Consider the following 22,304-nt stretch of genomic DNA (forward strand, 5'->3'; position numbering starts at 1 on the left):
TCCCGCCGGGCGGCTACGCCCGGCAGAGGTCTGGGCGTTGAGCCGCACATTGGCAAAGACCGCCCGGCCTTTGTCTATCATTTCCCGGCAAGCCAGGCTTCGCTTGCGCAAATCAGCACCGAAGATCATCGCGTGGCTGAGCGCTTTGAGGTCTATTTCAAAGGGCTTGAACTGGCGAACGGGTTCCATGAGCTGACGGACGCGCGCGAGCAGCAGCAGCGTTTTGAGCAGGATAACCGTAAGCGCGCCGCCCGCGGCCTGCCGCAGCAGTCGATTGATGTGAATCTGCTGGAAGCGTTGAAAGTCGGAATGCCGGATTGCTCAGGCGTTGCGCTGGGCGTCGATCGCCTGATCATGCTGGCGCTCGGTGCCGAACAATTGGGCGATGTGATTGCGTTTACGGTTGATCGTGCCTGATTTATTACGCTCTTAAACGAGTGGTTCAATATATCTATGCCATTTATAGATTAGTTTTAATTTATAAATGGTATGGAGCATGAATTTCCCATCATTTTATTTTTGTCGCAACTGTCACGTTTTAAATAATCGGGAATGGTATTTTTACCAACCTCTATAAAGAAACGAGGCCTCAATGAAAGAATTGCTTTTCTGCAAAATCGATAAGTTTGGATTTCCCCACTGGGATGGTTTCGATGCTTTCCGTTGGTACATTATTCCAACCCACTGGGATTACCTGACCGGCGATGCATATTTATGGATTTATAAAAGCGCCTGGCTTATTTACCATAGGAATATGATAAAACAGTATGCTTTCGAAGCCCAAATCCCGGTACTCCTTCTTGCAGGCGTTGCTGTGTCAGAAGTTGGAGGTATGCCTGAAAGGTTTAAGGGGTTAGGTGTTCTGCAAGCTAAGCAAGTTATAGATGAAGTATTAAATGAAAAGAATAAATACTCTAATACAACCTCAGTAGGCGCTATCGCCATTCAACTTGGCGTTGCCGCCCAAACACTGGGCATCGCCCCTGCAACACTTGATCATTCCCAGCAGTTCCGTCTTGCACAATGTTTGTTGGACAATAGCTTCAATATCCGTGTCGTTGCCTTCCACCTGCGTGACTTAATTTTGTATGACAACCCTGGTATCAATACAGCCAACCTCTCAGAAGAACAGATTATACTTGCCGGCTCTCGTTATAATCGTGGAGTAACAAGAAGTGCCGCCGCTATCATCAATTCTATTCATGCACCCATAGGTTCGCCATTACGCGAATACAGTGAATATGGACGCCAGATTATCAAAAAGAAAGAGACTATAATTAAAATTCTGGAGAATCAGTAATGACATGGAAAGTATTTACGCTTGGTCTTTTATGGTTCATTGCTTCCATTTTTTTAACCGCTATATTATCTGTCCAGGATAAAGAGTGGTGGATAGGAACTGATGGTATAAAAAATATTTGTGACCTTATGGAGTATATTGAAAGTGATGATGCCCGAGATGTAGGGATCTTCTTTTCATCACCGATATTTTTTCCGGCAATCTATGCCATTCTCATTAAAAGAAAACGATATTGGTTTATTTATTTGGTGACGTTTCTTATTAGCGGATACTGGCTATGGCAATTTTTTATTCGCTACCAGCTTTGTCTGTGGTAATCAACATCATGAAAAAATACCGGCCAGATAGTGGCCGGTATATGTAATTTACAAGCTCCCCGCCGGGCGGCCACGCCCGGCAGAGGTCAGCGTTCTGTTGGTCGCTTTACCGCCCAGCGTTTCCAGACGCATCTGGAACGGTGGGAACGGCATATCAATACCGTGTTCACGGAAGCCTGCGAGGATCAGCTGGTGGATCTCGTGGCGCAGCGGCATGCGATGGCCCATTTCAGCGGCATAAATACGCAGCTCAAACAGCTGAATACCCTGCTGCAAATCAACGAGGAATACTTCCGGCGGCGGATTGTCGATCACCAGCGAGCAGCGTTCCGCGGCGGTGTACAGCAGCTGCGTGACTTCCTCGCTGTTGGCATCAGCCGGGGCCGGCACCGTCAGCACCACACGGGTTACGGAATCCGACAGTGACCAGTTGATGAACTGCTCGGTGATAAACGCCTTGTTCGGCACGATGATCTCTTTGCGATCCCAGTCGCTGATCGTCGTGGCGCGGGTGTTGATCTTGGTAATGCTGCCGGTCAGATCGCGGATCGTCACGGTATCGCCGATACGGATCGGTTTTTCGAACAGAATGATCAGGCCCGAAATAAAGTTGGCGAAAATCTCCTGCAAACCAAAACCCAGCCCGACACCGAGTGCCGCCACCAGCCACTGCAATTTTGACCACTCAATACCGATCATCGAGAAGCCCACCAGCCCGCCGAACAGCATCAGCAGATATTTGGTGATAGTGGTGATGGCGTAGCCGGTCCCCGGCGTCAGGTCGAGGTGCTGTAACAGCGCCAGCTCCAGCAGGGCGGGGAGGTTGCGTACCAGTTGCGTGGTGATGATAAATACCAGAATGGCAATCAGCACCGCGCCAAGGGTGATCGGTTCAAGGCTTTCCACGCCCTGTACGGTGGACGTCACGTCCCACAGCGAAATATTTTCCAGGAAACCAAACGCAGAGTGGATTTCTGACCACAGCACAATCACTGACAGCAGGGCGATCAGCATCAGGATGGAGCGCACCAGGCGCAGCGACTGGGTACTGATGGTATCCAGATCCACTTCGCTTTCGTCCACGTCCACCATGCCTTCGGTGCTGGTGGTGTGATGCGTCTCTTCTTCGCCCCGCGCACGCTGGGCGAGGATCTCGGCGCGGCGATGTTTGGCGCGATCGAACGCCAGACGACGGCGCTGGATCAGCATCCAGCGGCGAATGATATGGTAGACCACCAGCAGCAGGAACCAGATCGCCACCGAGGTTTCCAGTCGCGCCAGCAATGCCTGTGCGGTTGCCAGATAACCCACCATCGCTGCCAGCATCGCCACCAGCGGGGCGCTCACCAGCAGGTTCCATAGCAGATGGTTGCCCATATTCTCGCTGCTGCCGGTTTTGTCGACGTACAGCGGAATGCCGGCGCGTTTCAGGCTCAGGGTGACCATCGCCAGCGCGCCGCAAATCAGCATAAAGCACAGTCGACCCAGCGAGCCGGAGAACTCACGGTCGTTAAGATTATCGAACATGATCAGCGCCATAATCAGCGGCACGATCAGGCCAATACAGAGTAAATAGTTGCGCATACCGCGCGCCACCCGCGCCCGCGGCCACGCAAAATGCGTGACGAACAGGCCGTTCGGTCGGGCAAAGGTGGCGCAGATCATCACCGCCCACAGCATCGGTACGGTGGCGGTCACGCCATCGCCAATCGCCACCGCCAGCGGATACGGCCAGGCCTCGCGCAGGCCATACCCCAGCGTGGCCCACAGCACCGGCAGCGGAGAGGCTACCAGAATCGACCAGAACACCGTGCGTAGCGTCAGCCAGAAGTGATCCTGAGTGACCTTGCCGACGCGGGCGGACGAACGCTCCAGGAAGCGGGTGAAGTGCTTACGTGAGTAGAGGCTGAAGCCAACCAGGAACAGCGCGGCAAACAGCGGCAGCAGCGTCTCTTTGGTGGTCAGCATCATCAGCGTTGCTTTGCCCAGCTGGCTGAACGTATTCAGCGAGATCAGGCGGCGCAGATCCTGCACGATGTCGAGCGGCCAGCTGAAGCTGATCGGGCTGACGTCTGAGGTCCAGAACAGGTAACGGTGCGTCGCCTCGTTGACCTCTTTCAGCGCATCTTCCAGCTGGGTGTGCGATACCTTGAGCTTGGTCAGTTCCAGAATCAGCGTGTCGCCGCCCTGCAACAGCGAGGTCAGCAGTTCGCGCTGGGTGCGCAACTGGGCATCAAGGATCCGGTTCTGTTCGCGGGTCAGTGGCTGACCGTCGATCTGGCGGATCTGTCGCAGCTGCGGCTGCTTGTTCAGCAGATCTTCATAGCGCATACGGTGTACGCGCAACTGGGCCATTTCGGTATCTAACTGCTGTGGTTTCGGCATCTCCGGCAGACGGGCGACCTGCGCCCGCAGCGCTTCGCCAAGCATATTCGACGCGCCCAGCCACTGGGACTGTTCACGCAGCGTATTCAGCGCCTGGCGCACCTGTAGCGTCTGGCCTGTCGCCTGGCGTTGCTGGGAGGCGACCAGATCCATCCGCTGCGCCTGCTGGTTCAACGCCTGGGAGAGTTCGCGGTTAATTTTAAACTGGTCGATAATACCGGCCGGCAGGTTGGCGCTGTTTTCTGCCAGCATTTCGGTGCTTTCCAGCGCCTGTTCGGCTTCACGCTGCCGTTGACTGTTCAACTGATTGCGCAGCGCCTGTAAATAGGAATCCAGCTGGCCTGCCTGTTTCTGCGCCAGTTCAGAACGCATACGCGCCAGTTCCTGACGGTTGTTGGCTGAAAGCTGCGCCAGTTCCAGTTCATCAACCAGCGCTTTTAACCTCGCGGATTCCGCCTGGGCGCTGAGGGCCTGTGCCTGGGCCAGCGCCGTTGTGCCGCTTTGCGTCCCGGCGCGGCGTTCCACCTCATTGAGCTGGCGACGGGCGTCGGTTTGCTGCTGCGGCAGCTGGCTTAAGGAGTCGCTGATTTCACGGGCGCGCTCCTGCTCCTGCTGCGCCAGGCGGGTTTTATCCAGTAGCTGGCTGCTGACCTGTAAAATTTCCTGATTAAGGGCGTCAGAGCTAAGGCCTTCGGGAATGGCGCGCGGTTCGTCACGCAGGTTATTCAGCTGCGCACGCAGCGTTTGGGAGGTTTTTGCGAAGTTGTCGATGACCAGCTGATACTGTTTGGCGCGCTCAAGCGAGCCATTTCGCTCGTCAAGCGCGTTCAGCGCGGCCTGGAGAGCCTCGACGGTTTCGGCCTGATCCGGCGCGCTTTTCGCGCCTTTAGCCTGCTCCAGTTCCTGAGCAATTTGTTTAGCGTCGGGGGCCGTCGCAGCGAACGCCCCCAAACTGAAACTGAGGCACCAGGCCATCAGAAAAGCGATAATCAGGCGCACATCAGTTACCTTTTTTAAATCAGACCGGGTCTTTCTTGTCGTCTACCAGCGGGCTGGCGTCGTGCTCGGCGTCGATCTCTTCTTGCGGCAGGGGGGTCGGCTCCGGCATCACAATGGCTTCGGTGGAAATCGCCAGCGGTTCGCCGATTTTGGTGACCGATAAGCTTTGCAGCTGTTCAACCAGTTCCACTTTGCCCGGCGCAAACAGGTTAATCACCGTCGAGCCAAGCTTGAAGCGACCCATTTCCTGGCCTTTCAACAGCGCAACCGCGCCATCGCTTTCACCCGCCGGCCATGTCCAGCGTTTGATGATGCCTTCGCGTGGTGGGGTGACAGTGCCCGCCCAGACGGTTTCGATGCTGCCGACAATAGTCGCGCCGACCAGGATCTGTGCCATCGGGCCGAATTCGGTATCAAACAGGCAGATAACGCGCTCGTTGCGGGCAAATAAGTTTGGCACATTGCGCGCGGTCAGATGGTTGACCGAGAACAGATCCCCCGGCACGTAGATCATTTCACGCAGGATACCGTTGCACGGCATGTGGACGCGGTGATAGTCGCGGGGTGACAGGTAAGTGGTCACAAATGACCCGTTGCGGAACAGATCCGCCATCAGGTAATTCCCCGCCAGTAGCGCTTCGAGGCTGTAGTTATGGCCTTTGGCCTGCAACAGTTTGTCGTTTTCGATGCTGCCCAATTGGCTGATCACGCCGTCGGCAGGCATGACCAGCACGTTCGGATCGGTATTCAGCGGACGCACTTCATCGCGCAGCGGACGAACAAAGAAGTCGTTAAAGGTGCGATAGCTGGCGGTGTCCGGCTTTTGCGCCTCTTTCATATCGACCTTGTAGTATTTGACGAACAGGTCGATTACCAGTTTGGTCAGCCAGCCTGCGCGTTTTCTTGCGCCCCAGCCTGCGAGGCGGGTGAGCCACAGTTTAGGCAGAATGTATTGAAGCGAAAGTTTAAATGAGTCTAACAAGGTAGCCTCCAGGCTAATGTTTTTACCGTTCCTGATCCCCGTAAAAACGGCGGATCCTTCAAAAGGGTGACAATTCTGGCGATGCTTAGCTTAAATGTCAGCTATCGGTATCCGAAAAGTTTTTACGCGTTTTTACCTGTGACATGCTTTCCAGAATGCGGTGGTAATTTTCAAAGCGGGAAAGGGCAATTTTGCCTTGCTCAACCGCTTCGCGGATCGCACATCCCGGATCGGTATCATGCTTACAGTCGCGATACTTGCAGTGGCCCAAATAGTCGTGGAAGTCGACAAAACCATGGGTGACCTGCTCAGGCTCCAGGTGCCACAGACCAAACTCGCGCACGCCCGGGGAGTCAATGACGTCGCCGCCGTGCGGGAAGTGGTACAGACGGGAAGCGGTGGTGGTGTGTTGACCGAGGCCGGAGTTATCGGAAACATCGTTCACCACGATCTCAACCGGCAGGCCTAACAGCGAATTCAGCAGACTGGATTTGCCCACGCCAGACTGGCCAGCAAAAATACTGATGCGGTCGGTGAGCGCCTCTTCCAGCGGTTTTAAACCGTCCTGGGTGTAGCTGGACACCATCAGCACGCGATAGCCAATGTTGCGATAAATATCCATCTGCGTGTTCACAACATCGAGGCTCTTCGCATCCAGCAGATCGATTTTGTTCAGCACGATGATAGGCTCAACGTCCAGCGTTTCGCACGCCACCAGGTAGCGGTCAATGATGTTGAGCGACAGCTCCGGCAGGATAGCCGAAACGATAACAATCTGATTGATGTTCGCCGCGATGGGTTTTACCCCGTCGTAAAAGTCCGGGCGCGTCAGTACCGAGGAGCGCTCGTGCACCGCTTCGACGATCCCTTTCACGTTAACGCCTTCCGCTGCGGCTTTACCGGGACGCCAGACCACGCGATCGCCGGTCACCAGCGAACGTATGGTGCGACGAATGTTACAGCGGTGAGTCTCACCGTCTGCGGATTCTACGTCGGCATGCATGCCAAAACGGCTGATGACGATGCCTTCAGCCGCTTCGCCAAACAGGTTGTCGTCAAGGTCCGGTTTCTCCACAGACGTTTTTAGCCGCCGCTCGTGGTTGGCGTTGACGCGGCGCTGCTGGCCTTTGGAGAGTTTATTTTTACTCAATCGTGCTGACTCCTGGTCGCCCCTGATGGGCAAAACCTCTATGATACACGCTATTTTATACTAGTTAACCAGATGTAGCTGGTTATGCGAGAAGGGTGGAAAATAGCATGAGTGCAAATGAAAACAACCTCATTTGGATCGATCTGGAAATGACCGGCCTCGATCCAGAGCGCGATAAGATCATCGAAATCGCGACGCTGGTCACCGATGCGAACCTGAACATTCTGGCAGAAGGCCCGGTTATCGCCGTGCACCAGTCGGATGAACAGCTGGCGCTAATGGATGACTGGAACGTGCGTACCCATACCGGCAGCGGTCTGGTAGACCGCGTGAAGGCCAGTACCCAGGACGATCGTGCTGCGGAGCTGGCGACGATTGAATTCCTGAAACAGTGGGTGCCGGCAGGCAAATCGCCTATTTGTGGTAATAGTATCGGCCAGGATCGCCGCTTCCTGTTTAAGTACATGCCGGAGCTGGAAGCGTATTTCCATTATCGCTACCTGGATGTCAGTACGCTGAAAGAACTGGCACGCCGCTGGAAGCCGGAGATGCTTGACGGTCTGAAGAAGCAGAATACGCATCAGGCGCTGGATGATATTCGCGAGTCGGTGGCCGAACTGGCGTATTACCGCGAGCATTTTATTAAGTTGTAAGATTTTTTTGGCCCCCTGTCTCACGAGGATACGGGGCCATCACCCGGATTTTGATGGCAAAATAACCATCTTGTCGATTAATGCAGCACTTGAACAAAAAAATTAAATTTTTCAGTTTGAGGGCTTGCAGCTAAAATGAATTCTCGTATAATGCGCCTCCCGTACCGATGCAGAAATTGCAACGTTACACAGAGCGGGAATAGCTCAGTTGGTAGAGCACGACCTTGCCAAGGTCGGGGTCGCGAGTTCGAGTCTCGTTTCCCGCTCCAAAATTTGAAATGGCTTTCACAGCCACGCACCACCCAAGCGGGAATAGCTCAGTTGGTAGAGCACGACCTTGCCAAGGTCGGGGTCGCGAGTTCGAGTCTCGTTTCCCGCTCCAAAATTTGATTGGCTTTCACAGCCACGCACCACCCAAGCGGGAATAGCTCAGTTGGTAGAGCACGACCTTGCCAAGGTCGGGGTCGCGAGTTCGAGTCTCGTTTCCCGCTCCAAATTTTTTCTCTGAATACTTTATCCACAGCGGAATCCCTTGCCGCGGACGATTTATTTCCTCTTTGACATATTCTTGTAAACAGACTTATCCACAGGTTTGGCTTTTTTGCACATCCCGCATAATGATTCAGGATGTGAATAAATTTCTGCTAACTATATGATAAATGTCACAAAAATTTCATTTCAAAATGTTAATTCGATCCCTTGACGAACTTCTCCGCCTTGATTAGCAATGTGTTTTTATTTTTATGCACAAGCTGTGGAAAGGTCAGGCATCGCGCGGCAGCCCTTTTTCAACCACCCGCACCAGCCGCAATTTCTGCGGTAATTGCACCTCGACAACACAGGCATTACGCTTCTCAATTTGCTGCGCAATCGCCCATTCTATGTGCTCATCGAGTAGTGGGTGCTCACCTCTACGCTGTTCCAGCGCGCGAATATTCGCTTCATCCCACGGAGCGTTGCCCAGCGCGACGGCGATATTTCTCAGCCAGCGTAAATGGCCGATACGGCGGATCGCCGATCCTTCGGTGACTTTCAGGAAGTGCGCCTCGCTCCAGCTAAACAGAGTGATAAGCTCAGGGGCGTGCAGCGCTTTGCGCGGACTGAAGTCCTCTTCGTCCGTCAGTTGCGAATAGCGATTCCACGGGCAGATCAGCTGACAGTCGTCACAGCCATAGATACGGTTACCCATCAGCGGCCTGAATTCTTCCGGGATCGCGCCTTCCAGCTCAATGGTCAGATAAGAGATGCAGCGGCGCGCATCGACGGTATAGGGTTCGACAATCGCGCCGGTCGGGCAGATGGTCATGCAGGCCACGCATTTACCGCAGCCTTCTTCCACTGGCTGGTCAATGGGCAACGGCAAATCGATCAGTAGCTCGCCGAGGAAGAAGAACGAACCGGCTTCGCGGTTAAGGATAAGTGAGTGCTTACCTGTCCAGCCAAGCCCGGCTTTTTCAGCCAGCGGGCGTTCCAGAATGGGCGCAGAATCGACAAAGGGTCTAAAATTCAGCGACACGCACTGTTGCTGGATTTTTTCACCGAGCTTTTTTAAGCGGTTACGCAAGAGCTTATGGTAATCGCGCCCCAGCGCGTAGCGGCTGACATAGCCCAGCGAAGGGTTTTTCAGCGTACTGGCGAATGCCGCTTTTGCGGGCAGGTAATTCATGCGCACGCTGATCACCCGCAGCGTACCGGGTAAAAGCTCGTGTGGACGGGCGCGCATCATACCGTGACGCGCCATCCAGTCCATTTCGCCGTGATATTGCTTATCCAGCCATGCCTGCAATTTAGGTTCGGTTTCGCTGAGATCAGTATCGGTGATACCGACCTGTTGAAAGCCCAGCTCGGTGCCCCACTGTTTAATATTTTGCGCTAACTGATTGAGATCGAGGGGCTGTGACATGACGGACCATACAGTGAAGAAAAACACTGCCAGTATACCACACTCCATCTGGCCTGCGGATGCGCTCAAACGCGCGGAAAAAGAGGCGGCCGACAGCCTCGGCATCACGCTGTATGAACTGATGCAGCGCGCCGGTCAGGCCGCTTTTGCTGTCGCGCAGGAACACTATCCCGATGCCCGGCACTGGCTGATCCTCTGCGGTCACGGCAACAACGGCGGCGATGGGTACGTCGTGGCGCGTCTGGCTGCGGCCGCGGGCATTGAGGTGACGCTGCTGGCGCAGGAGAGCGATAAACCGCTACCGGAAGAAGCCCATGCAGCGCGTGAGGCGTGGCTTAATGCCGGTGGCACCATTCATGCGCCGACGCTGGCCTGGCCGGAGGGCGTGGCGTTAATTATTGATGGTCTGCTGGGTACCGGCCTCACCGATGCCCCGCGTGAGCACATCGCTGCGCTTATTGAACACGCCAATCAGCATCCCGCGCCGGTGCTGGCGCTGGATATTCCGTCGGGCCTGCTGGCGCAAACGGGCGCAACGCCTGGTGCGGTGATCAACGCTGCGCACACCGTCACCTTCATCGCCCTTAAACCTGGGCTGTTGACCGGCAAAGCGCGCGATGTGGTAGGGCAGTTGCATCATCATGCCCTGGGACTGGAGAGCTGGCTGGCGGGACAGGAAACCCCTATAACCCGCTTCGATGCCACGCAGCTGGCAGCGTGGTTCCCGCCCCGGCGGCCAACCTCCCACAAAGGCGATAACGGACGCCTGGCGATTGTCGGTGGCGATCACGGTACGGCCGGCGCTATCCGCATGACCGGAGAGGCCGCGCTGCGCGCCGGTGCCGGGCTGGTTCGCGTGCTGACGCGCAGCGAAAATATCGGTCCTATTATCACCGCCCGCCCGGAGCTGATGGTGCATGAACTCACGGCGCAGACGCTGGAGGAAAGCCTCGAATGGGCCGACGTGGTGGTCGTCGGGCCGGGTCTGGGTCAACAGGCATGGGGCAAAGACGCGCTGCGTAAAATTGAGAATTTTCGCAAACCGATGCTGTGGGATGCCGACGCACTGAACCTTCTGGCATTACATCCCGATAAACGTCACAATCGCATCCTGACGCCGCACCCCGGCGAAGCCGCGCGGCTACTCAACTGCAGCGTTGCAGAAATTGAAAGTGATCGCTTACTTTCAGCCCGTCGTCTGGTAAAACGTTACGGGGGTGTGGTGGTGCTGAAAGGCGCCGGCACGATCGTCGCCAGCGAGAACGGTGAGACAGGCATTATTGATGCCGGTAACGCCGGAATGGGCAGCGGCGGCATGGGTGATGTGCTCTCTGGTATTATTGGCGCGCTCGCAGGGCAAAAAAACACCCTGTACGATGCCGCCTGTGCAGGCTGTGTGGCGCACGGTGCCGCTGCCGACAGGCTCGCGGCGCGTGACGGCACGCGCGGTATGTTAGCGACCGATCTTTTTTCCACGCTGCGGCGTGTAGTTAACCCGGATGTGATTGACGTAAACCATGATTAATCGAGTGATCCCTTTACCTGACGAAGAAGCAACCTTAGATCTCGGCAAGCGCGTGGCGCAGGCCTGTGATGGCGCGACGGTCATCTATCTTTACGGCGATCTGGGCGCGGGTAAAACAACGTTCAGCCGGGGCTTTTTGCAGGCGCTGGGTCATAACGGCAACGTGAAAAGCCCGACCTATACGCTGGTCGAGCCTTATACCCTCGACAAACTGATGGTCTATCACTTTGACCTGTACCGGCTCGCCGATCCGGAGGAACTGGAATTTATGGGCATCCGCGATTACTTTGCCAGTGACGCGATTTGTCTGGTCGAATGGCCGCAGCAAGGGGCAGGCGTGCTGCCTGAACCGGACATTGAAATTCATCTGTCATATCAGACACAAGGGCGTGAGGCGTGCATTTCTGCCGTTTCCTCATCGGGCAATTCGTTACTGGCGCGACTGGCCGGTTAACTGTAGGAATGGCGGGATGATCAATCGCGTTAAAAGCTGGTTCGCGACAATGCTGCTGCTGGCCTGTACTCAGGCGGGCGCGGCGACGTTATCCGATATTCAGGTGTCCAACGGGGATAATCAGGCACGCATCACCCTGAGCTTTATGGGCGATCCGGAATACGCTTTTTCCCAGGACGGCAAGCGCAGCGTGGCGCTGGACATCAAACAGACCGGCGTCATTCAGGGGCTGCCGCTGCAATTCAGCGGCAACAATCTGGTGAAGGCTATTCGTTCCGGCACGCCAAAAGATAATCAATCCCTGCGTTTGCTGGTCGATCTGACGCAAAACGGTAAAACCCGCGCGGTGAAGCAGCAAAACGGCGCCAGTTATACCGTGGTGTTTACCATTAATGCTGATGCGCCTCCACCACCGCCGCCGGTCGTGGTTAAGCGTGTCGAAACGCCAGCCGTTGCGCCCGCTATTGCGCCGCGCGCGGCAGAGCCAGCACGTAATCCGTTCAAAAATCAAAACGACCGCGTGACCAGCGTGACCAGCAGCAATACGGTGACGCGTCCGGCCATGCAGTCGCGCAGCGTCTCCGGTGACAAAGTGATCATCGCCATTGATGCCGGTCACGGTGGCCAGGACCCGGGCGCCATCGGCCCTGGCGGGACGCGTGAGAAGAACGTCACCATGGCGGTTGCCCGCAAACTGCGTGCGCTGCTCAATGACGATCCGATGTTTAAAGGCGTGCTGACCCGCGACGGCGATTACTTTATTTCGGTAATGGGCCGTTCTGACGTGGCGCGTAAACAGAACGCGAACTTCCTGGTGTCGATCCATGCGGATGCCGCGCCGAATCGCGATGCCACCGGCGCGTCCGTCTGGGTGCTGTCCAACCGTCGCGCCAACAGTGAAATGGCCAGCTGGCTTGAGCAGCACGAGAAGCAATCCGAACTGCTGGGCGGGGCAGGGGATGTGCTGGCGAACAGTCAGTCCGATCCCTACCTGAGTCAGGCGGTACTGGATTTGCAGTTCGGTCATTCCCAGCGGGTCGGGTATGATGTTGCGGTGAATATGCTTGGCCAGTTGCAGCGCATTGGTTCGCTGCATAAGCGTCGCCCGGAACATGCCAGCCTTGGTGTGTTACGCTCGCCCGATATTCCGTCAGTGCTGGTAGAAACCGGTTTTATCAGTAACAACAGCGAAGAGCGCCTGCTGGGCAGCGATGCGTATCAGCAACAGCTCGCAGAAGCGATTTACGCCGGTCTGCGCCAGTATTTCCAGGCACATCCGATCCAGTCGGCACCGCAGGGCGGTGCCGGTCAGACGGCAAGTGCCGCCTCAGCAGGCGGCGCGTTCGTTAACTAAGGAGACTTCATGCCGATTCAGGTTTTGCCGCCACAGCTTGCGAACCAGATCGCCGCTGGCGAAGTGGTGGAACGCCCTGCGTCGGTGGTGAAAGAGCTGGTGGAAAACAGCCTTGATGCCGGGGCGACCCGCATTGATATTGATATTGAACGCGGCGGGGCCAAGCTTATCCGTATTCGTGATAACGGCTGCGGCATCAAAAAAGACGAACTGGCGCTGGCGCTGGCGCGTCATGCAACCAGTAAAATCGCCTCCCTCGACGATCTCGAAGCCATTATCAGCCTCGGGTTTCGCGGCGAGGCGCTGGCCAGTATCAGTTCGGTATCCCGCCTGACGCTCACCTCGCGCACAGAAGATCAGCCCGAAGCCTGGCAGGCCTACGCCGAAGGGCGCGACATGGACGTGACGATCAAACCCGCCGCGCATCCAGTGGGCACGACGCTTGAAGTGCTGGATCTGTTTTACAACACCCCTGCCCGCCGTAAGTTTATGCGTACCGAGAAAACCGAATTCGGACATATCGATGAGGTGATCCGCCGTATCGCGCTGGCGCGTTTCGACGTGACCATCAACCTGAACCACAACGGGAAAATGGTGCGCCAGTATCGTGCCGTACCGCCTGGCGGGCAGAAAGAACGCCGTCTGGGGGCGATTTGCGGTGTGCCTTTTATCGAACAGGCGCTGCAAATTGAATGGCAGCACGGCGATCTGGGCATGCGCGGTTGGGTGGCCGATCCAAAATCTACCACCTCAGCTTTCGCTGAGATCCAGTACTGCTACGTCAATGGGCGCATGATGCGCGACCGGCTGATCAACCACGCCATCCGTCAGGCCTGTGAAGATAAGCTGGGGGCCGATCAACAACCGGCGTTTGTGCTTTATCTGGAAATCGATCCGCATCAGGTGGATGTCAACGTGCACCCGGCCAAGCACGAAGTGCGTTTTCATCAGTCGCGGCTGGTGCACGATTTTATCTATCAGGGCGTGTTGAGCGTCCTGCAACAACAGCTGGAGTCGCCGCTGCCGCTGACCGATGCGCCTGAACCGCGCAGTATGCCGGAAAACCGTATCGCGGCGGGTAAAAACCAGTTTGCTGAACCAGCCGTCGCTCGCGAGCCAACGCCCGAGCGTTATGCCGCACCGACTACCGCGCCGCGCAGTGGTCAACATGGCGGGCAAAGTGGGGCGCATACCAGCGGGCAAAGCAGCGGTGGTGCAAGCTGGCCGAACGCCCAGCCGGGCTATCAAAAGCAGCAAGGGGCGCTATATCGCCAGCTGCTGGAGACACCCGCCGTTGAGCGTAATGCCCCCGCGCCTGTACCGACGCCATCCGCCCTGGACGCGCACAGCCAGAGCTTTGGCCGCGTGCTGACCATTATCGGCCAGGATTGCGCCCTGCTGGAGCGCAACGATACGTTATTCCTGCTGGCGCTGCCGGTGGCGGAGCGCTGGTACAAACAGGCACAGCTGACGCCGGGTAGTACGGCGGCCTGCGCCCAGCCGCTGCTCATCCCGGTTCGCCTCAAAGTGAGTGCTGATGAGCGCGCGGCGTTGCAACGCGCCCAGGCAATGCTGGCGGAAATGGGCGTCGAATTTCAGTATGATGCGCATCATGTGACCATTCGCGCCGTGCCTTTACCCTTACGCCAACAAAATTTACAAATCTTGATTCCTGAACTGATAGGCTACCTGGCGCAGCAAACGACGTTAGATGTGGCGAATACCGCCCAGTGGATTGCCCGTAAGCTTGAGAGCGTCCACCCACAGTGGAGTGTGGCCCAGGCCATCACCCTGCTGGCCGATGTCGAACGTCTTTGCCCGCAACTGGTGAAAGCCCCGCCGGGTGGTCTGGTTCAACCTGTTGATTTACATTCGGCGATGAACGCCCTGAGACATGACTGACCAGAGTATGGCGAGCCTGCCTAAGGCAATTTTTTTAATGGGGCCAACGGCCTCGGGCAAAACGGCGTTAGCCATTGAGTTGCGTAAAGTTTTGCCAGTAGAGTTGATAAGCGTGGACTCTGCCCTTATTTATCAAGGGATGGATATCGGTACCGCGAAGCCAGATGCCGACGAATTACGCGCGGCACCGCACCGGTTGCTGGATATTCTCGACCCGGCACAGGCGTATTCAGCGGCTGATTTTCGCCGCGATGCCCTGGCGCACATGGCCGAGATCACCGCCGCCGGGCGTATTCCGTTACTGGTGGGTGGTACCATGCTCTACTTTAAGGCGCTGCTGGAAGGTTTATCGCCTTTACCCTCAGCGGATCCTGCAGTAAGAGCTAAAATTGAACAACAGGCGGCCGAGCTGGGATGGGACGCGCTGCACAGGCAACTTCTGGAGATAGATCCGGTAGCCGGTGCGCGAATTCATCCGAATGATCCGCAAAGGCTTTCCCGGGCACTGGAAGTTTTTTTCATTTCGGGTAAAACTTTAACGGAACTGACGCAAACGTCAGGAGAGGCTCTGCCGTATCAGGTGCATCAGTTCGCCATCGCCCCGGCGAGCCGTGAACTGCTCCATCAGCGAATTGAGCAGCGTTTTCATCAGATGTTAGCTTCAGGTTTTGAAGCAGAAGTGCGGGCGCTTTTTGCCCGTGGAGATTTGCATACGGACATGCCTTCCATTCGTTGTGTGGGATACCGCCAGATGTGGTCATATCTTGAAGGCGAAATTTCATATGATGAAATGGTTTATCGAGGAGTTTGCGCCACGAGGCAGTTAGCGAAGCGTCAGATCACCTGGCTGCGTAGCTGGGACGGGGTTCACTGGTTAGACAGCGAATCACCAGAACAGGCAAGAAACGCGGTATTACAGGTAGTTGGTGCTAACGCAAACTGAATGTGTACAATTACCCCGTATCGTGCGCAAAATTTTACGCAGTTTTCAGGGCCTTCGGGTTCTAAGTACAAAACAAGCATATAAGGAAAAGATAGAATGGCTAAGGGGCAATCATTACAAGACCCGTTTTTGAACGCACTGCGTCGTGAACGTGTTCCGGTTTCTATTTATTTGGTGAATGGTATCAAGCTGCAAGGTCAAATTGAGTCTTTCGATCAGTTCGTGATCCTGTTGAAAAACACGGTCAGCCAGATGGTCTATAAGCACGCAATTTCTACTGTTGTCCCGTCTCGTCCAGTTTCTCATCACAGCAACAACACGACTGGCGGCTCCAGTAACTATCATCATGGCAGTAACGCGCAGGGGTCCTCTGCGACGCAACAAGACAGCGACGACGCCGAGTAAGGTTAGTTGTTGTTGCCCATGTCGGGGAGCCACATCGTACTCAATGGATTTTAAGTTGCAGGAAAGTTAACGCACATGCAGCTTAAAAGACGACGAGTATCTGGGTTCCCCGCTGGTATTTTAAGAGGGTTTACGCTTGTTTGACCGTTATGACGCCGGTGAGCAGGCGGTTCTGGTACACATCTATTTTTCGCAAGACAAAGATATGGAAGATCTCCAGGAGTTTGAATCCTTGGTCTCTTCAGCTGGTGTCGAAGCAATGCAGGTGGTTACCGGTAGCCGTAAAGCACCGCACCCAAAGTATTTTGTTGGTGAAGGTAAGGCAGTTGAAATAGCGGAAGCCGTAAAGGCAACAGGGGCTTCGGTCGTACTTTTCGATCATGCATTGACCCCTGCTCAGGAACGTAATCTTGAACGGTTATGCGAATGTCGTGTTATTGACCGCACCGGCTTGATTTTAGACATTTTCGCCCAACGTGCACGTACCCATGAAGGTAAGTTGCAGGTTGAGCTGGCGCAGCTGCGCCACATGGCTACGCGCCTGGTGCGTGGCTGGACCCACCTTGAGCGACAGAAAGGCGGGATTGGTTTGCGTGGTCCGGGGGAAACCCAGCTCGAGACCGACCGTCGTTTACTACGCAATCGCATTATGCAAATCCTCTCGCGGCTTGAGAAAGTTGAAAAGCAGCGTGAGCAGGGACGTCGCTCCCGTCAGAAAGCCGATATTCCGACCGTGTCTTTAGTGGGATATACCAACGCCGGCAAATCGACGCTGTTTAACCAGATCACCGAGGCCCAGGTTTACGCCGCAGACCAGCTGTTTGCGACCCTGGATCCGACCCTGCGCCGCATTGACGTGGCAGACGTGGGCGAAACCGTGCTGGCGGATACCGTAGGGTTTATTCGCCATTTGCCGCATGATCTGGTAGCCGCGTTTAAAGCGACGTTGCAGGAAACCCGTCAGGCTACGCTGCTGTTGCACGTTGTCGACGCGGCAGACGTTCGTCTGCAGGACAACATTGCCGCGGTGGATACGGTGCTCGAAGAGATCGACGCACACGAGATCCCCACGCTGATGGTGATGAACAAAATCGATATGCTCGACGATTTCGAGCCGCGTATCGATCGTGACGACGAGAATAAACCGATTCGGGTTTGGCTTTCTGCGCAGACCGGCGTCGGTGTACCACTGTTATTCCAGGCGTTAACCGAACGGCTTTCCGGAGAAGTCGCGCAGCACACGTTGCGTTTACCCCCCGAAGAAGGTCGTTTGCGAAGCCGGTTTCACCAGCTTCAGGCGATAGAAAAAGAGTGGATGGAGGACGACGGCACCGTGGGTATGCAGGTACGCATGCCGATCATTGACTGGCGTCGCCTCTGTAAACAAGAACCGGCATTGGTGGACTACGTGGTCTAACCGGCGTATCACCTGAAGACATTCCCCCTCTGGGGGTATCACCGCATAACAAATATGGAGCACAAACATGGCGTGGAATCAGCCCGGTAATAACGGACAAGACCGCGACCCGTGGGGAAGCAGCAACAAGCCCGACGGTAACTCTGGGGGAAACAAAGGCGGTCGCGAACAGGGGCCGCCTGATTTAGATGATATTTTCCGTAAGCTGAGCAAAAAGCTCGGCGGTCTGGGCGGGGGTAAAGGCACCGGTTCAGGCGGGGGAAGCTCCGCGCCAGGTCCTCGCAGTCATATGGGTGGACGTGTGGTCGGTATCGTCGCTGCGGCCGCCGTCATTATCTGGGCTGCCAGCGGTTTCTACACCATTAAAGAAGCCGAGCGCGGTGTCGTCACCCGTTTCGGTAAATTCAGCCATCTGGTTGAGCCAGGCCTTAACTGGAAGCCTACGTTCATCGACAACGTGACGGCGGTAAACGTTGAATCCGTCCGTGAACTGGCGGCCTCCGGCGTGATGCTGACCTCCGACGAAAACGTCGTGCGTGTGGAAATGAACGTGCAGTACCGCGTGACCGATCCGCAGCACTATCTCTTTAGCGTGACCAGCGCGGATGACAGCCTGCGTCAGGCTACCGACAGCGCCCTGCGTGGCGTGATCGGCAAATACACTATGGACCGTATCCTCACCGAAGGCCGTACCGTTATTCGTAGCGATACCCAGCGTGAACTGGAAGAGACGATCCGTCCGTACAACATGGGTATCACCCTGCTGGACGTGAACTTCCAGGCGGCACGTCCACCGGAAGCCGTACAGGCCGCCTTTGATGATGCGATTGCCGCGCGTGAAAACGAACAGCAGTCCATCCGTGAAGCGGAAGCCTACGCGAACGAAGTCCAGCCGCGTGCGAACGGTCAGGCACAGCGTATTCTGGAAGAAGCCCGCGCTTACCGCACGCAGACCATCCTGGAAGCACAGGGTGAAGTGGCGCGTTTTGCCAAGCTGCTGCCGGAATATAAAGCCGCACCGGAAATTACCCGTGAACGTCTGTATATCGAAAGCATGGAAAAAGTGCTGAGCCACACCCGCAAAGTGCTGGTTAACGATAAAGGCGGCAACCTGATGGTACTGCCACTGGATCAGATGCTGAAAGGCGGTAACGCCAGCGGAGCAAAGAGTGAGACTAACGGTGCCAACAATCTGTTGCGCCTGCCGCCTGCCTCAAACTCCGGCAGCAATGCCGGCACAGCACCGACTGCCAGCCAGGGTGACATCATGGACCAACGCCGTGCTAACGCGCAGCGTAACGACTCACAGCGTCAGGGGGAATAACGATGCGTAAGTCTATTATTGCGGTAATTATTATCGTGCTGGTCGTGCTCTATACGTCTATTTTCGTGGTGAAAGAAGGCGAGCGCGGCATTACCATGCGTTTTGGTAAAGTCCTCCGCGACGACGAAAACAAACCGCTGGTCTTTGAACCGGGTCTGCATTTCAAACTGCCGTTTATCGAAGCGGTTAAAACGCTCGACGCCCGTATCCAGACCATGGATAACCAGGCCGACCGCTTTGTGACCAAAGAGAAGAAAGACCTGATTGTTGATTCCTATATCAAGTGGCGCATCAGCGACTTCAGCCGTTACTACCTGGCAACCGGTGGTGGCGACGTTTCTCAGGCGGAAGTGCTGCTGAAACGTAAGTTCTCTGACCGTCTGCGTTCTGAGATTGGTCGTCTGGACGTGAAAGACATTGTGACCGATTCCCGTGGTCGTCTGACGCTGGAAGTGCGCGATGCTCTGAACTCAGGCTCTGCTGGCACCGAAGATGAAGTGGCAACGCCTGCTGCCGATGACGAAATCGCGAAAGCCGCGAAACGCATCACGGCGGAAACCAACGGAAAAGTGCCGGTGGTGAACCCGAACAGTATGGCGGCGTTAGGTATTGAAGTGGTCGACGTGCGTATCAAGCAGATCAACCTGCCGAACGAAGTGTCGGAAGCGATTTACAACCGTATGCGCGCCGAGCGTGAAGCGGTTGCCCGTCGCCACCGTTCACAGGGCCAGGAAGAAGCTGAGAAGCTGCGCGCCGCCTCCGATTATCAAGTGACGAAAACGCTGGCAGAAGCCGAGCGTGAAGGCCGTATCCAGCGTGGTGAAGGGGATGCCGAAGCGGCAAAACTGTTTGCTGATGCCTTTAGCCAGGATCCTGACTTCTACGCCTTCATTCGTAGCCTGCGTGCTTATGAGAACAGCTTCCAGAGCAACCAGGACGTGATGGTGCTCAGCCCGGACAGCGATTTCTTCCGCTATATGAAGACGCCGGGCAACGCCGTACGATAAGTACCGCCAGACTGTTTTAACTGCTAAAGACCACCGGGTTCTTCAGGGACCGGTGGTTTTCTCATTCAGGGATCCTCATAAATGAACACCACAATCTGGCTTGCACTGGCGCTCGTACTGGTACTGGAAGGCCTCGGGCCGATGCTTTATCCCCGCGCATGGCGACGAATGATCGGCGCACTCATTCAACTTCCCGATAACGTTTTACGTCGTTTTGGCGGTGGTCTAGTGGTTGCAGGCGTCGTTGTCTACTATATGTTGAGGAAAACGATTGGCTGAAGGAAAAGCACGCAGAGTTGGCGAAATTAGCGGGTAAAAAGTGCTGATAATCAGAAAAAGCGATGGTAGAATCCTTTTTTAAGCAAACGGTGATCTTGAAAAATGGGTAACAACGTCGTCGTACTGGGCACCCAATGGGGTGACGAAGGTAAAGGGAAGATCGTCGATCTCCTGACTGAACGGGCTAAATTTGTTGTACGCTACCAGGGCGGTCACAACGCAGGCCATACTCTCGTAATCAACGGTGAAAAAACCGTTCTCCATCTTATTCCATCAGGTATTCTCCGCGATAACGTCACCAGCATCATTGGTAACGGCGTGGTGCTGTCTCCTGCTGCGTTAATGAAAGAGATGAAAGAACTGGAAGACCGCGGTATCCCGGTTCGCGAGCGTCTGCTGCTGTCTGAAGCCTGCCCGCTGATCCTCGATTATCATGTGGCGCTGGACGTAGCGCGTGAAAAAGCGCGCGGTGCGAAAGCTATCGGCACCACTGGTCGTGGTATCGGCCCGGCCTACGAAGATAAAGTGGCCCGTCGCGGTCTGCGCGTTGGCGACCTGTTTGACAAAGACACCTTCGCTACAAAACTCAAAGAAGTGCTGGAATATCATAACTTCCAGCTGGTTAACTTCTACAAAGTTGAAGCCGTTGACTACCAGAAAGTGCTGGACGATGTGATGGCGGTTGCCGACATCCTCACTTCCATGGTGGTGGACGTCTCCGATCTGCTCGACCAGGCGCGTAAACGTGGTGATTTCATCATGTTCGAAGGTGCGCAGGGTACGCTGCTGGATATCGACCACGGCACCTATCCGTACGTGACCTCCTCCAACACCACCGCAGGTGGCGTGGCGACAGGTTCCGGTATCGGTCCTCGCTATGTGGATTACGTGCTCGGCATCATCAAAGCTTACTCCACCCGCGTTGGCGCAGGTCCGTTCCCGACGGAACTGTTTGACGACATCGGCGAGTTCCTGTGCAAACAGGGTAACGAGTTCGGTGCGACCACCGGTCGTCGCCGTCGTACCGGCTGGCTGGATGCGGTTGCGGTGCGCCGTGCGGTGCAGATCAACTCCCTGTCTGGCTTCTGCCTGACCAAGCTTGATGTGCTGGATGGTCTTAAAGAAGTGAAAATCTGCGTGGCATACCGTCTGCCGGATGGCCGCGAAGTGACCACCACGCCGATGGCTGCCGACGACTGGGAAGGCATCGAGCCGATTTACGAAACCATGCCGGGCTGGTCAGAAACCACCTTTGGTGTGAAAGAACGTAGCGGCCTGCCGCAGGCGGCGCTGAACTACATTCAGCGTATTGAAGAATTAACGGGCGTACCGATCGATATTATCTCTACCGGTCCTGACCGTTCTGAAACTATGATCCTGCGCGACCCGTTCGACGCATAATCACGCCAGGGGCGCCTTCATAGCGCCCCTTGTTTTTCAGTTATTTCGCATACCCATCACCGCTCAATTCTAAATAAATTAGCAGCCTGGCTGGTGGCTGGTTTATCATCAATACTGTCAATACACCACGGGTGTCCCGCGTTTTTTCTTATTTCCTGAGGTTGATGTGCAGTTAACGAGTTTCACCGATTACGGATTGCGAGCCTTAATCTACATGGCGTCGTTACCGGAAGGGCGAATGACCAGTATTTCTGAAGTGACAGAAGTGTACGGTGTGTCCCGTAATCACATGGTCAAAATCATCAACCAGCTGAGCCGGGCAGGATATGTGACGGCCGTCAGGGGTAAAAACGGCGGGATCCGGCTGGGTAAGCCAGCCCGTGATATAGGTATCGGTGATGTTGTGCGTGAGCTGGAGCCGCTGACACTGGTCAATTGCAGCAGCGCATTTTGCCATATCACACCTGCCTGCCGCCTGAAAAAGGCCCTTTCCCAGGCCGTGCAGAGCTTTCTAAAGGAGCTGGACAGCTACACGCTGGCCGACCTGGTTGAAGAGAATCAACCGCTTTATAAATTATTGCTGGTGGAATGACAGAAATTTCCG

The 22,304-nt window shown here is 55.5% G+C and carries 19 protein-coding genes, 3 tRNA genes and 1 pseudogene; 19 read left to right on the forward strand and 4 right to left on the reverse strand.

Translation table 11 applies throughout. The annotated features are described in order from the left end of the window. Positions 1-33: 33 nt before the first annotated feature. The 3 genes and pseudogenes from KW828_RS14620 to KW828_RS14630 all read left to right on the forward strand — a co-directional run. A pseudogene (locus tag KW828_RS14620) lies at positions 34-417 on the forward strand (amino acid--tRNA ligase-related protein); the annotation flags it as partial. A gap of 175 nt (positions 418-592) precedes the next feature. After that, positions 593-1,300: a hypothetical protein gene (locus KW828_RS14625; RefSeq protein WP_218337014.1), complete on the forward strand. Its 708-nt coding sequence runs from the start codon at positions 593-595 to the stop codon at positions 1,298-1,300. Further along, the gene (locus KW828_RS14630) at positions 1,300-1,617 is read left to right on the forward strand and encodes a YjeO family protein (protein ID WP_218337015.1); all 318 of its coding nucleotides are present in this window, start codon (positions 1,300-1,302) and stop codon (positions 1,615-1,617) included. The genes KW828_RS14625 and KW828_RS14630 overlap by 1 nt, the downstream gene beginning before the upstream one ends. Before the next feature lie 48 nt (positions 1,618-1,665). On the opposite strand, the gene mscM is transcribed toward KW828_RS14630, so the two are convergent. From mscM to rsgA, 3 genes are all read right to left on the reverse strand, one after another. Beyond that, positions 1,666-5,001: a miniconductance mechanosensitive channel MscM gene (gene mscM, locus KW828_RS14635; RefSeq protein WP_218337016.1), complete on the reverse strand. Its 3,336-nt coding sequence runs from the start codon at positions 4,999-5,001 to the stop codon at positions 1,666-1,668. A gap of 19 nt (positions 5,002-5,020) precedes the next feature. Then, positions 5,021-5,983, reverse strand: coding sequence for an archaetidylserine decarboxylase (gene asd, locus KW828_RS14640; protein ID WP_218337017.1), 963 nt, complete (start codon positions 5,981-5,983; stop codon positions 5,021-5,023). A gap of 97 nt (positions 5,984-6,080) precedes the next feature. Next, positions 6,081-7,133 carry a small ribosomal subunit biogenesis GTPase RsgA gene (gene rsgA, locus KW828_RS14645; RefSeq protein WP_218337018.1) on the reverse strand — a complete coding sequence of 351 codons (1,053 nt, stop codon included), beginning with the start codon at positions 7,131-7,133 and terminating at the stop codon, positions 6,081-6,083. Between the two features lie 107 nt (positions 7,134-7,240). Between rsgA and orn the strand changes: the two genes are divergently transcribed. The 4 genes from orn to KW828_RS14665 all read left to right on the forward strand — a co-directional run bounded on the left by orn (position 7,241) and on the right by KW828_RS14665 (position 8,280). Further along, a complete protein-coding gene (orn, locus tag KW828_RS14650) occupies positions 7,241-7,786 on the forward strand; it encodes an oligoribonuclease (protein WP_218337019.1) in 546 nt (181 codons plus the stop codon). A gap of 193 nt (positions 7,787-7,979) precedes the next feature. After that, positions 7,980-8,055, forward strand: a tRNA-Gly gene (locus KW828_RS14655). A 37-nt stretch (positions 8,056-8,092) separates the two neighbouring features. Further along, positions 8,093-8,168, forward strand: a tRNA-Gly gene (locus tag KW828_RS14660). Between the two features lie 36 nt (positions 8,169-8,204). Continuing rightward, positions 8,205-8,280, forward strand: a tRNA-Gly gene (locus KW828_RS14665). Between the two features lie 269 nt (positions 8,281-8,549). Here KW828_RS14665 and queG read toward each other — a convergent pair. Then, on the reverse strand, positions 8,550-9,689 hold the full coding sequence (gene queG, locus KW828_RS14670) for a tRNA epoxyqueuosine(34) reductase QueG (RefSeq protein ID WP_218337020.1): 1,140 nt from the start codon (positions 9,687-9,689) through the stop codon (positions 8,550-8,552). On the opposite strand from queG, the gene nnr reads away from it, so the two are divergent. The 12 genes from nnr to nsrR all read left to right on the forward strand — a co-directional run bounded on the left by nnr (position 9,688) and on the right by nsrR (position 22,292). Beyond that, entirely contained in the window at positions 9,688-11,214 is a 1,527-nt protein-coding gene (gene nnr / locus KW828_RS14675; RefSeq protein WP_218337021.1) for a bifunctional ADP-dependent NAD(P)H-hydrate dehydratase/NAD(P)H-hydrate epimerase, read from the forward strand. The genes queG and nnr overlap by 2 nt on opposite strands. Continuing rightward, a complete protein-coding gene (gene tsaE, locus KW828_RS14680) occupies positions 11,207-11,668 on the forward strand; it encodes a tRNA (adenosine(37)-N6)-threonylcarbamoyltransferase complex ATPase subunit type 1 TsaE (protein WP_218337022.1) in 462 nt (153 codons plus the stop codon). The genes nnr and tsaE overlap by 8 nt, the downstream gene beginning before the upstream one ends. Positions 11,669-11,684: 16 nt before the next feature. After that, on the forward strand, positions 11,685-13,022 hold the full coding sequence (gene amiB, locus KW828_RS14685; RefSeq protein ID WP_218337023.1) for an N-acetylmuramoyl-L-alanine amidase AmiB: 1,338 nt from the start codon (positions 11,685-11,687) through the stop codon (positions 13,020-13,022). Between the two features lie 9 nt (positions 13,023-13,031). Further along, a complete protein-coding gene (gene mutL / locus KW828_RS14690; protein ID WP_218337024.1) occupies positions 13,032-14,924 on the forward strand; it encodes a DNA mismatch repair endonuclease MutL in 1,893 nt (630 codons plus the stop codon). Beyond that, positions 14,917-15,867 (forward strand): tRNA (adenosine(37)-N6)-dimethylallyltransferase MiaA, encoded by a 951-nt coding sequence (miaA, locus tag KW828_RS14695; RefSeq protein ID WP_088220535.1) that lies wholly within the window; start codon positions 14,917-14,919, stop codon positions 15,865-15,867. Before mutL ends, miaA begins: the two co-directional genes overlap by 8 nt. Positions 15,868-15,963: 96 nt before the next feature. Further along, complete coding sequence (gene hfq / locus KW828_RS14700; RefSeq protein ID WP_072570268.1) at positions 15,964-16,272, forward strand: RNA chaperone Hfq; 309 nt, start codon at positions 15,964-15,966, stop codon at positions 16,270-16,272. 136 nt (positions 16,273-16,408) lie between these two features. Then, positions 16,409-17,689 carry a ribosome rescue GTPase HflX gene (gene hflX, locus KW828_RS14705; protein ID WP_218337025.1) on the forward strand — a complete coding sequence of 427 codons (1,281 nt, stop codon included), beginning with the start codon at positions 16,409-16,411 and terminating at the stop codon, positions 17,687-17,689. A 67-nt stretch (positions 17,690-17,756) separates the two neighbouring features. Continuing rightward, positions 17,757-19,013 (forward strand): FtsH protease activity modulator HflK, encoded by a 1,257-nt coding sequence (gene hflK / locus KW828_RS14710; protein WP_218337026.1) that lies wholly within the window; start codon positions 17,757-17,759, stop codon positions 19,011-19,013. Positions 19,014-19,015: 2 nt separating this feature from the next. Beyond that, complete coding sequence (gene hflC, locus KW828_RS14715; protein WP_218337027.1) at positions 19,016-20,020, forward strand: protease modulator HflC; 1,005 nt, start codon at positions 19,016-19,018, stop codon at positions 20,018-20,020. Positions 20,021-20,101: 81 nt separating this feature from the next. Next, complete coding sequence (locus KW828_RS14720) at positions 20,102-20,299, forward strand: DUF2065 family protein (protein WP_088220539.1); 198 nt, start codon at positions 20,102-20,104, stop codon at positions 20,297-20,299. A gap of 102 nt (positions 20,300-20,401) precedes the next feature. Next, on the forward strand, positions 20,402-21,700 hold the full coding sequence (locus tag KW828_RS14725; protein WP_218337028.1) for an adenylosuccinate synthase: 1,299 nt from the start codon (positions 20,402-20,404) through the stop codon (positions 21,698-21,700). A 166-nt stretch (positions 21,701-21,866) separates the two neighbouring features. Continuing rightward, positions 21,867-22,292: a nitric oxide-sensing transcriptional repressor NsrR gene (gene nsrR / locus KW828_RS14730; protein ID WP_088220541.1), complete on the forward strand. Its 426-nt coding sequence runs from the start codon at positions 21,867-21,869 to the stop codon at positions 22,290-22,292. Positions 22,293-22,304 lie beyond the last annotated feature (12 nt).

The organism is Enterobacter sp. ENT03, assembly GCF_019218745.1.
In the GTDB taxonomy this organism is placed as follows: domain Bacteria; phylum Pseudomonadota; class Gammaproteobacteria; order Enterobacterales; family Enterobacteriaceae; genus Enterobacter_D.

What these genes read in the sequence shown, in the direction of transcription:
- KW828_RS14630 (WP_218337015.1), top strand. Translation starts at nt 1,300, where the DNA reads ATGACATGGAAAGTATTTACGCTTGGTCTTTTATGGTTCATTGCTTCC.
- amiB (WP_218337023.1), top strand. Translation starts at nt 11,685, where the DNA reads ATGATCAATCGCGTTAAAAGCTGGTTCGCGACAATGCTGCTGCTGGCC.
- hflK (WP_218337026.1), top strand. Translation starts at nt 17,757, where the DNA reads ATGGCGTGGAATCAGCCCGGTAATAACGGACAAGACCGCGACCCGTGG.
- mutL (WP_218337024.1), top strand. Translation starts at nt 13,032, where the DNA reads ATGCCGATTCAGGTTTTGCCGCCACAGCTTGCGAACCAGATCGCCGCT.
- hfq (WP_072570268.1), top strand. Translation starts at nt 15,964, where the DNA reads ATGGCTAAGGGGCAATCATTACAAGACCCGTTTTTGAACGCACTGCGT.
- KW828_RS14720 (WP_088220539.1), top strand. Translation starts at nt 20,102, where the DNA reads ATGAACACCACAATCTGGCTTGCACTGGCGCTCGTACTGGTACTGGAA.
- orn (WP_218337019.1), top strand. Translation starts at nt 7,241, where the DNA reads ATGAGTGCAAATGAAAACAACCTCATTTGGATCGATCTGGAAATGACC.
- tsaE (WP_218337022.1), top strand. Translation starts at nt 11,207, where the DNA reads ATGATTAATCGAGTGATCCCTTTACCTGACGAAGAAGCAACCTTAGAT.
- KW828_RS14725 (WP_218337028.1), top strand. Translation starts at nt 20,402, where the DNA reads ATGGGTAACAACGTCGTCGTACTGGGCACCCAATGGGGTGACGAAGGT.
- miaA (WP_088220535.1), top strand. Translation starts at nt 14,917, where the DNA reads ATGACTGACCAGAGTATGGCGAGCCTGCCTAAGGCAATTTTTTTAATG.
- nnr (WP_218337021.1), top strand. Translation starts at nt 9,688, where the DNA reads ATGACGGACCATACAGTGAAGAAAAACACTGCCAGTATACCACACTCC.
- KW828_RS14625 (WP_218337014.1), top strand. Translation starts at nt 593, where the DNA reads ATGAAAGAATTGCTTTTCTGCAAAATCGATAAGTTTGGATTTCCCCAC.
- hflC (WP_218337027.1), top strand. Translation starts at nt 19,016, where the DNA reads ATGCGTAAGTCTATTATTGCGGTAATTATTATCGTGCTGGTCGTGCTC.
- queG (WP_218337020.1), bottom strand. Translation starts at nt 9,689, where the DNA reads ATGTCACAGCCCCTCGATCTCAATCAGTTAGCGCAAAATATTAAACAG.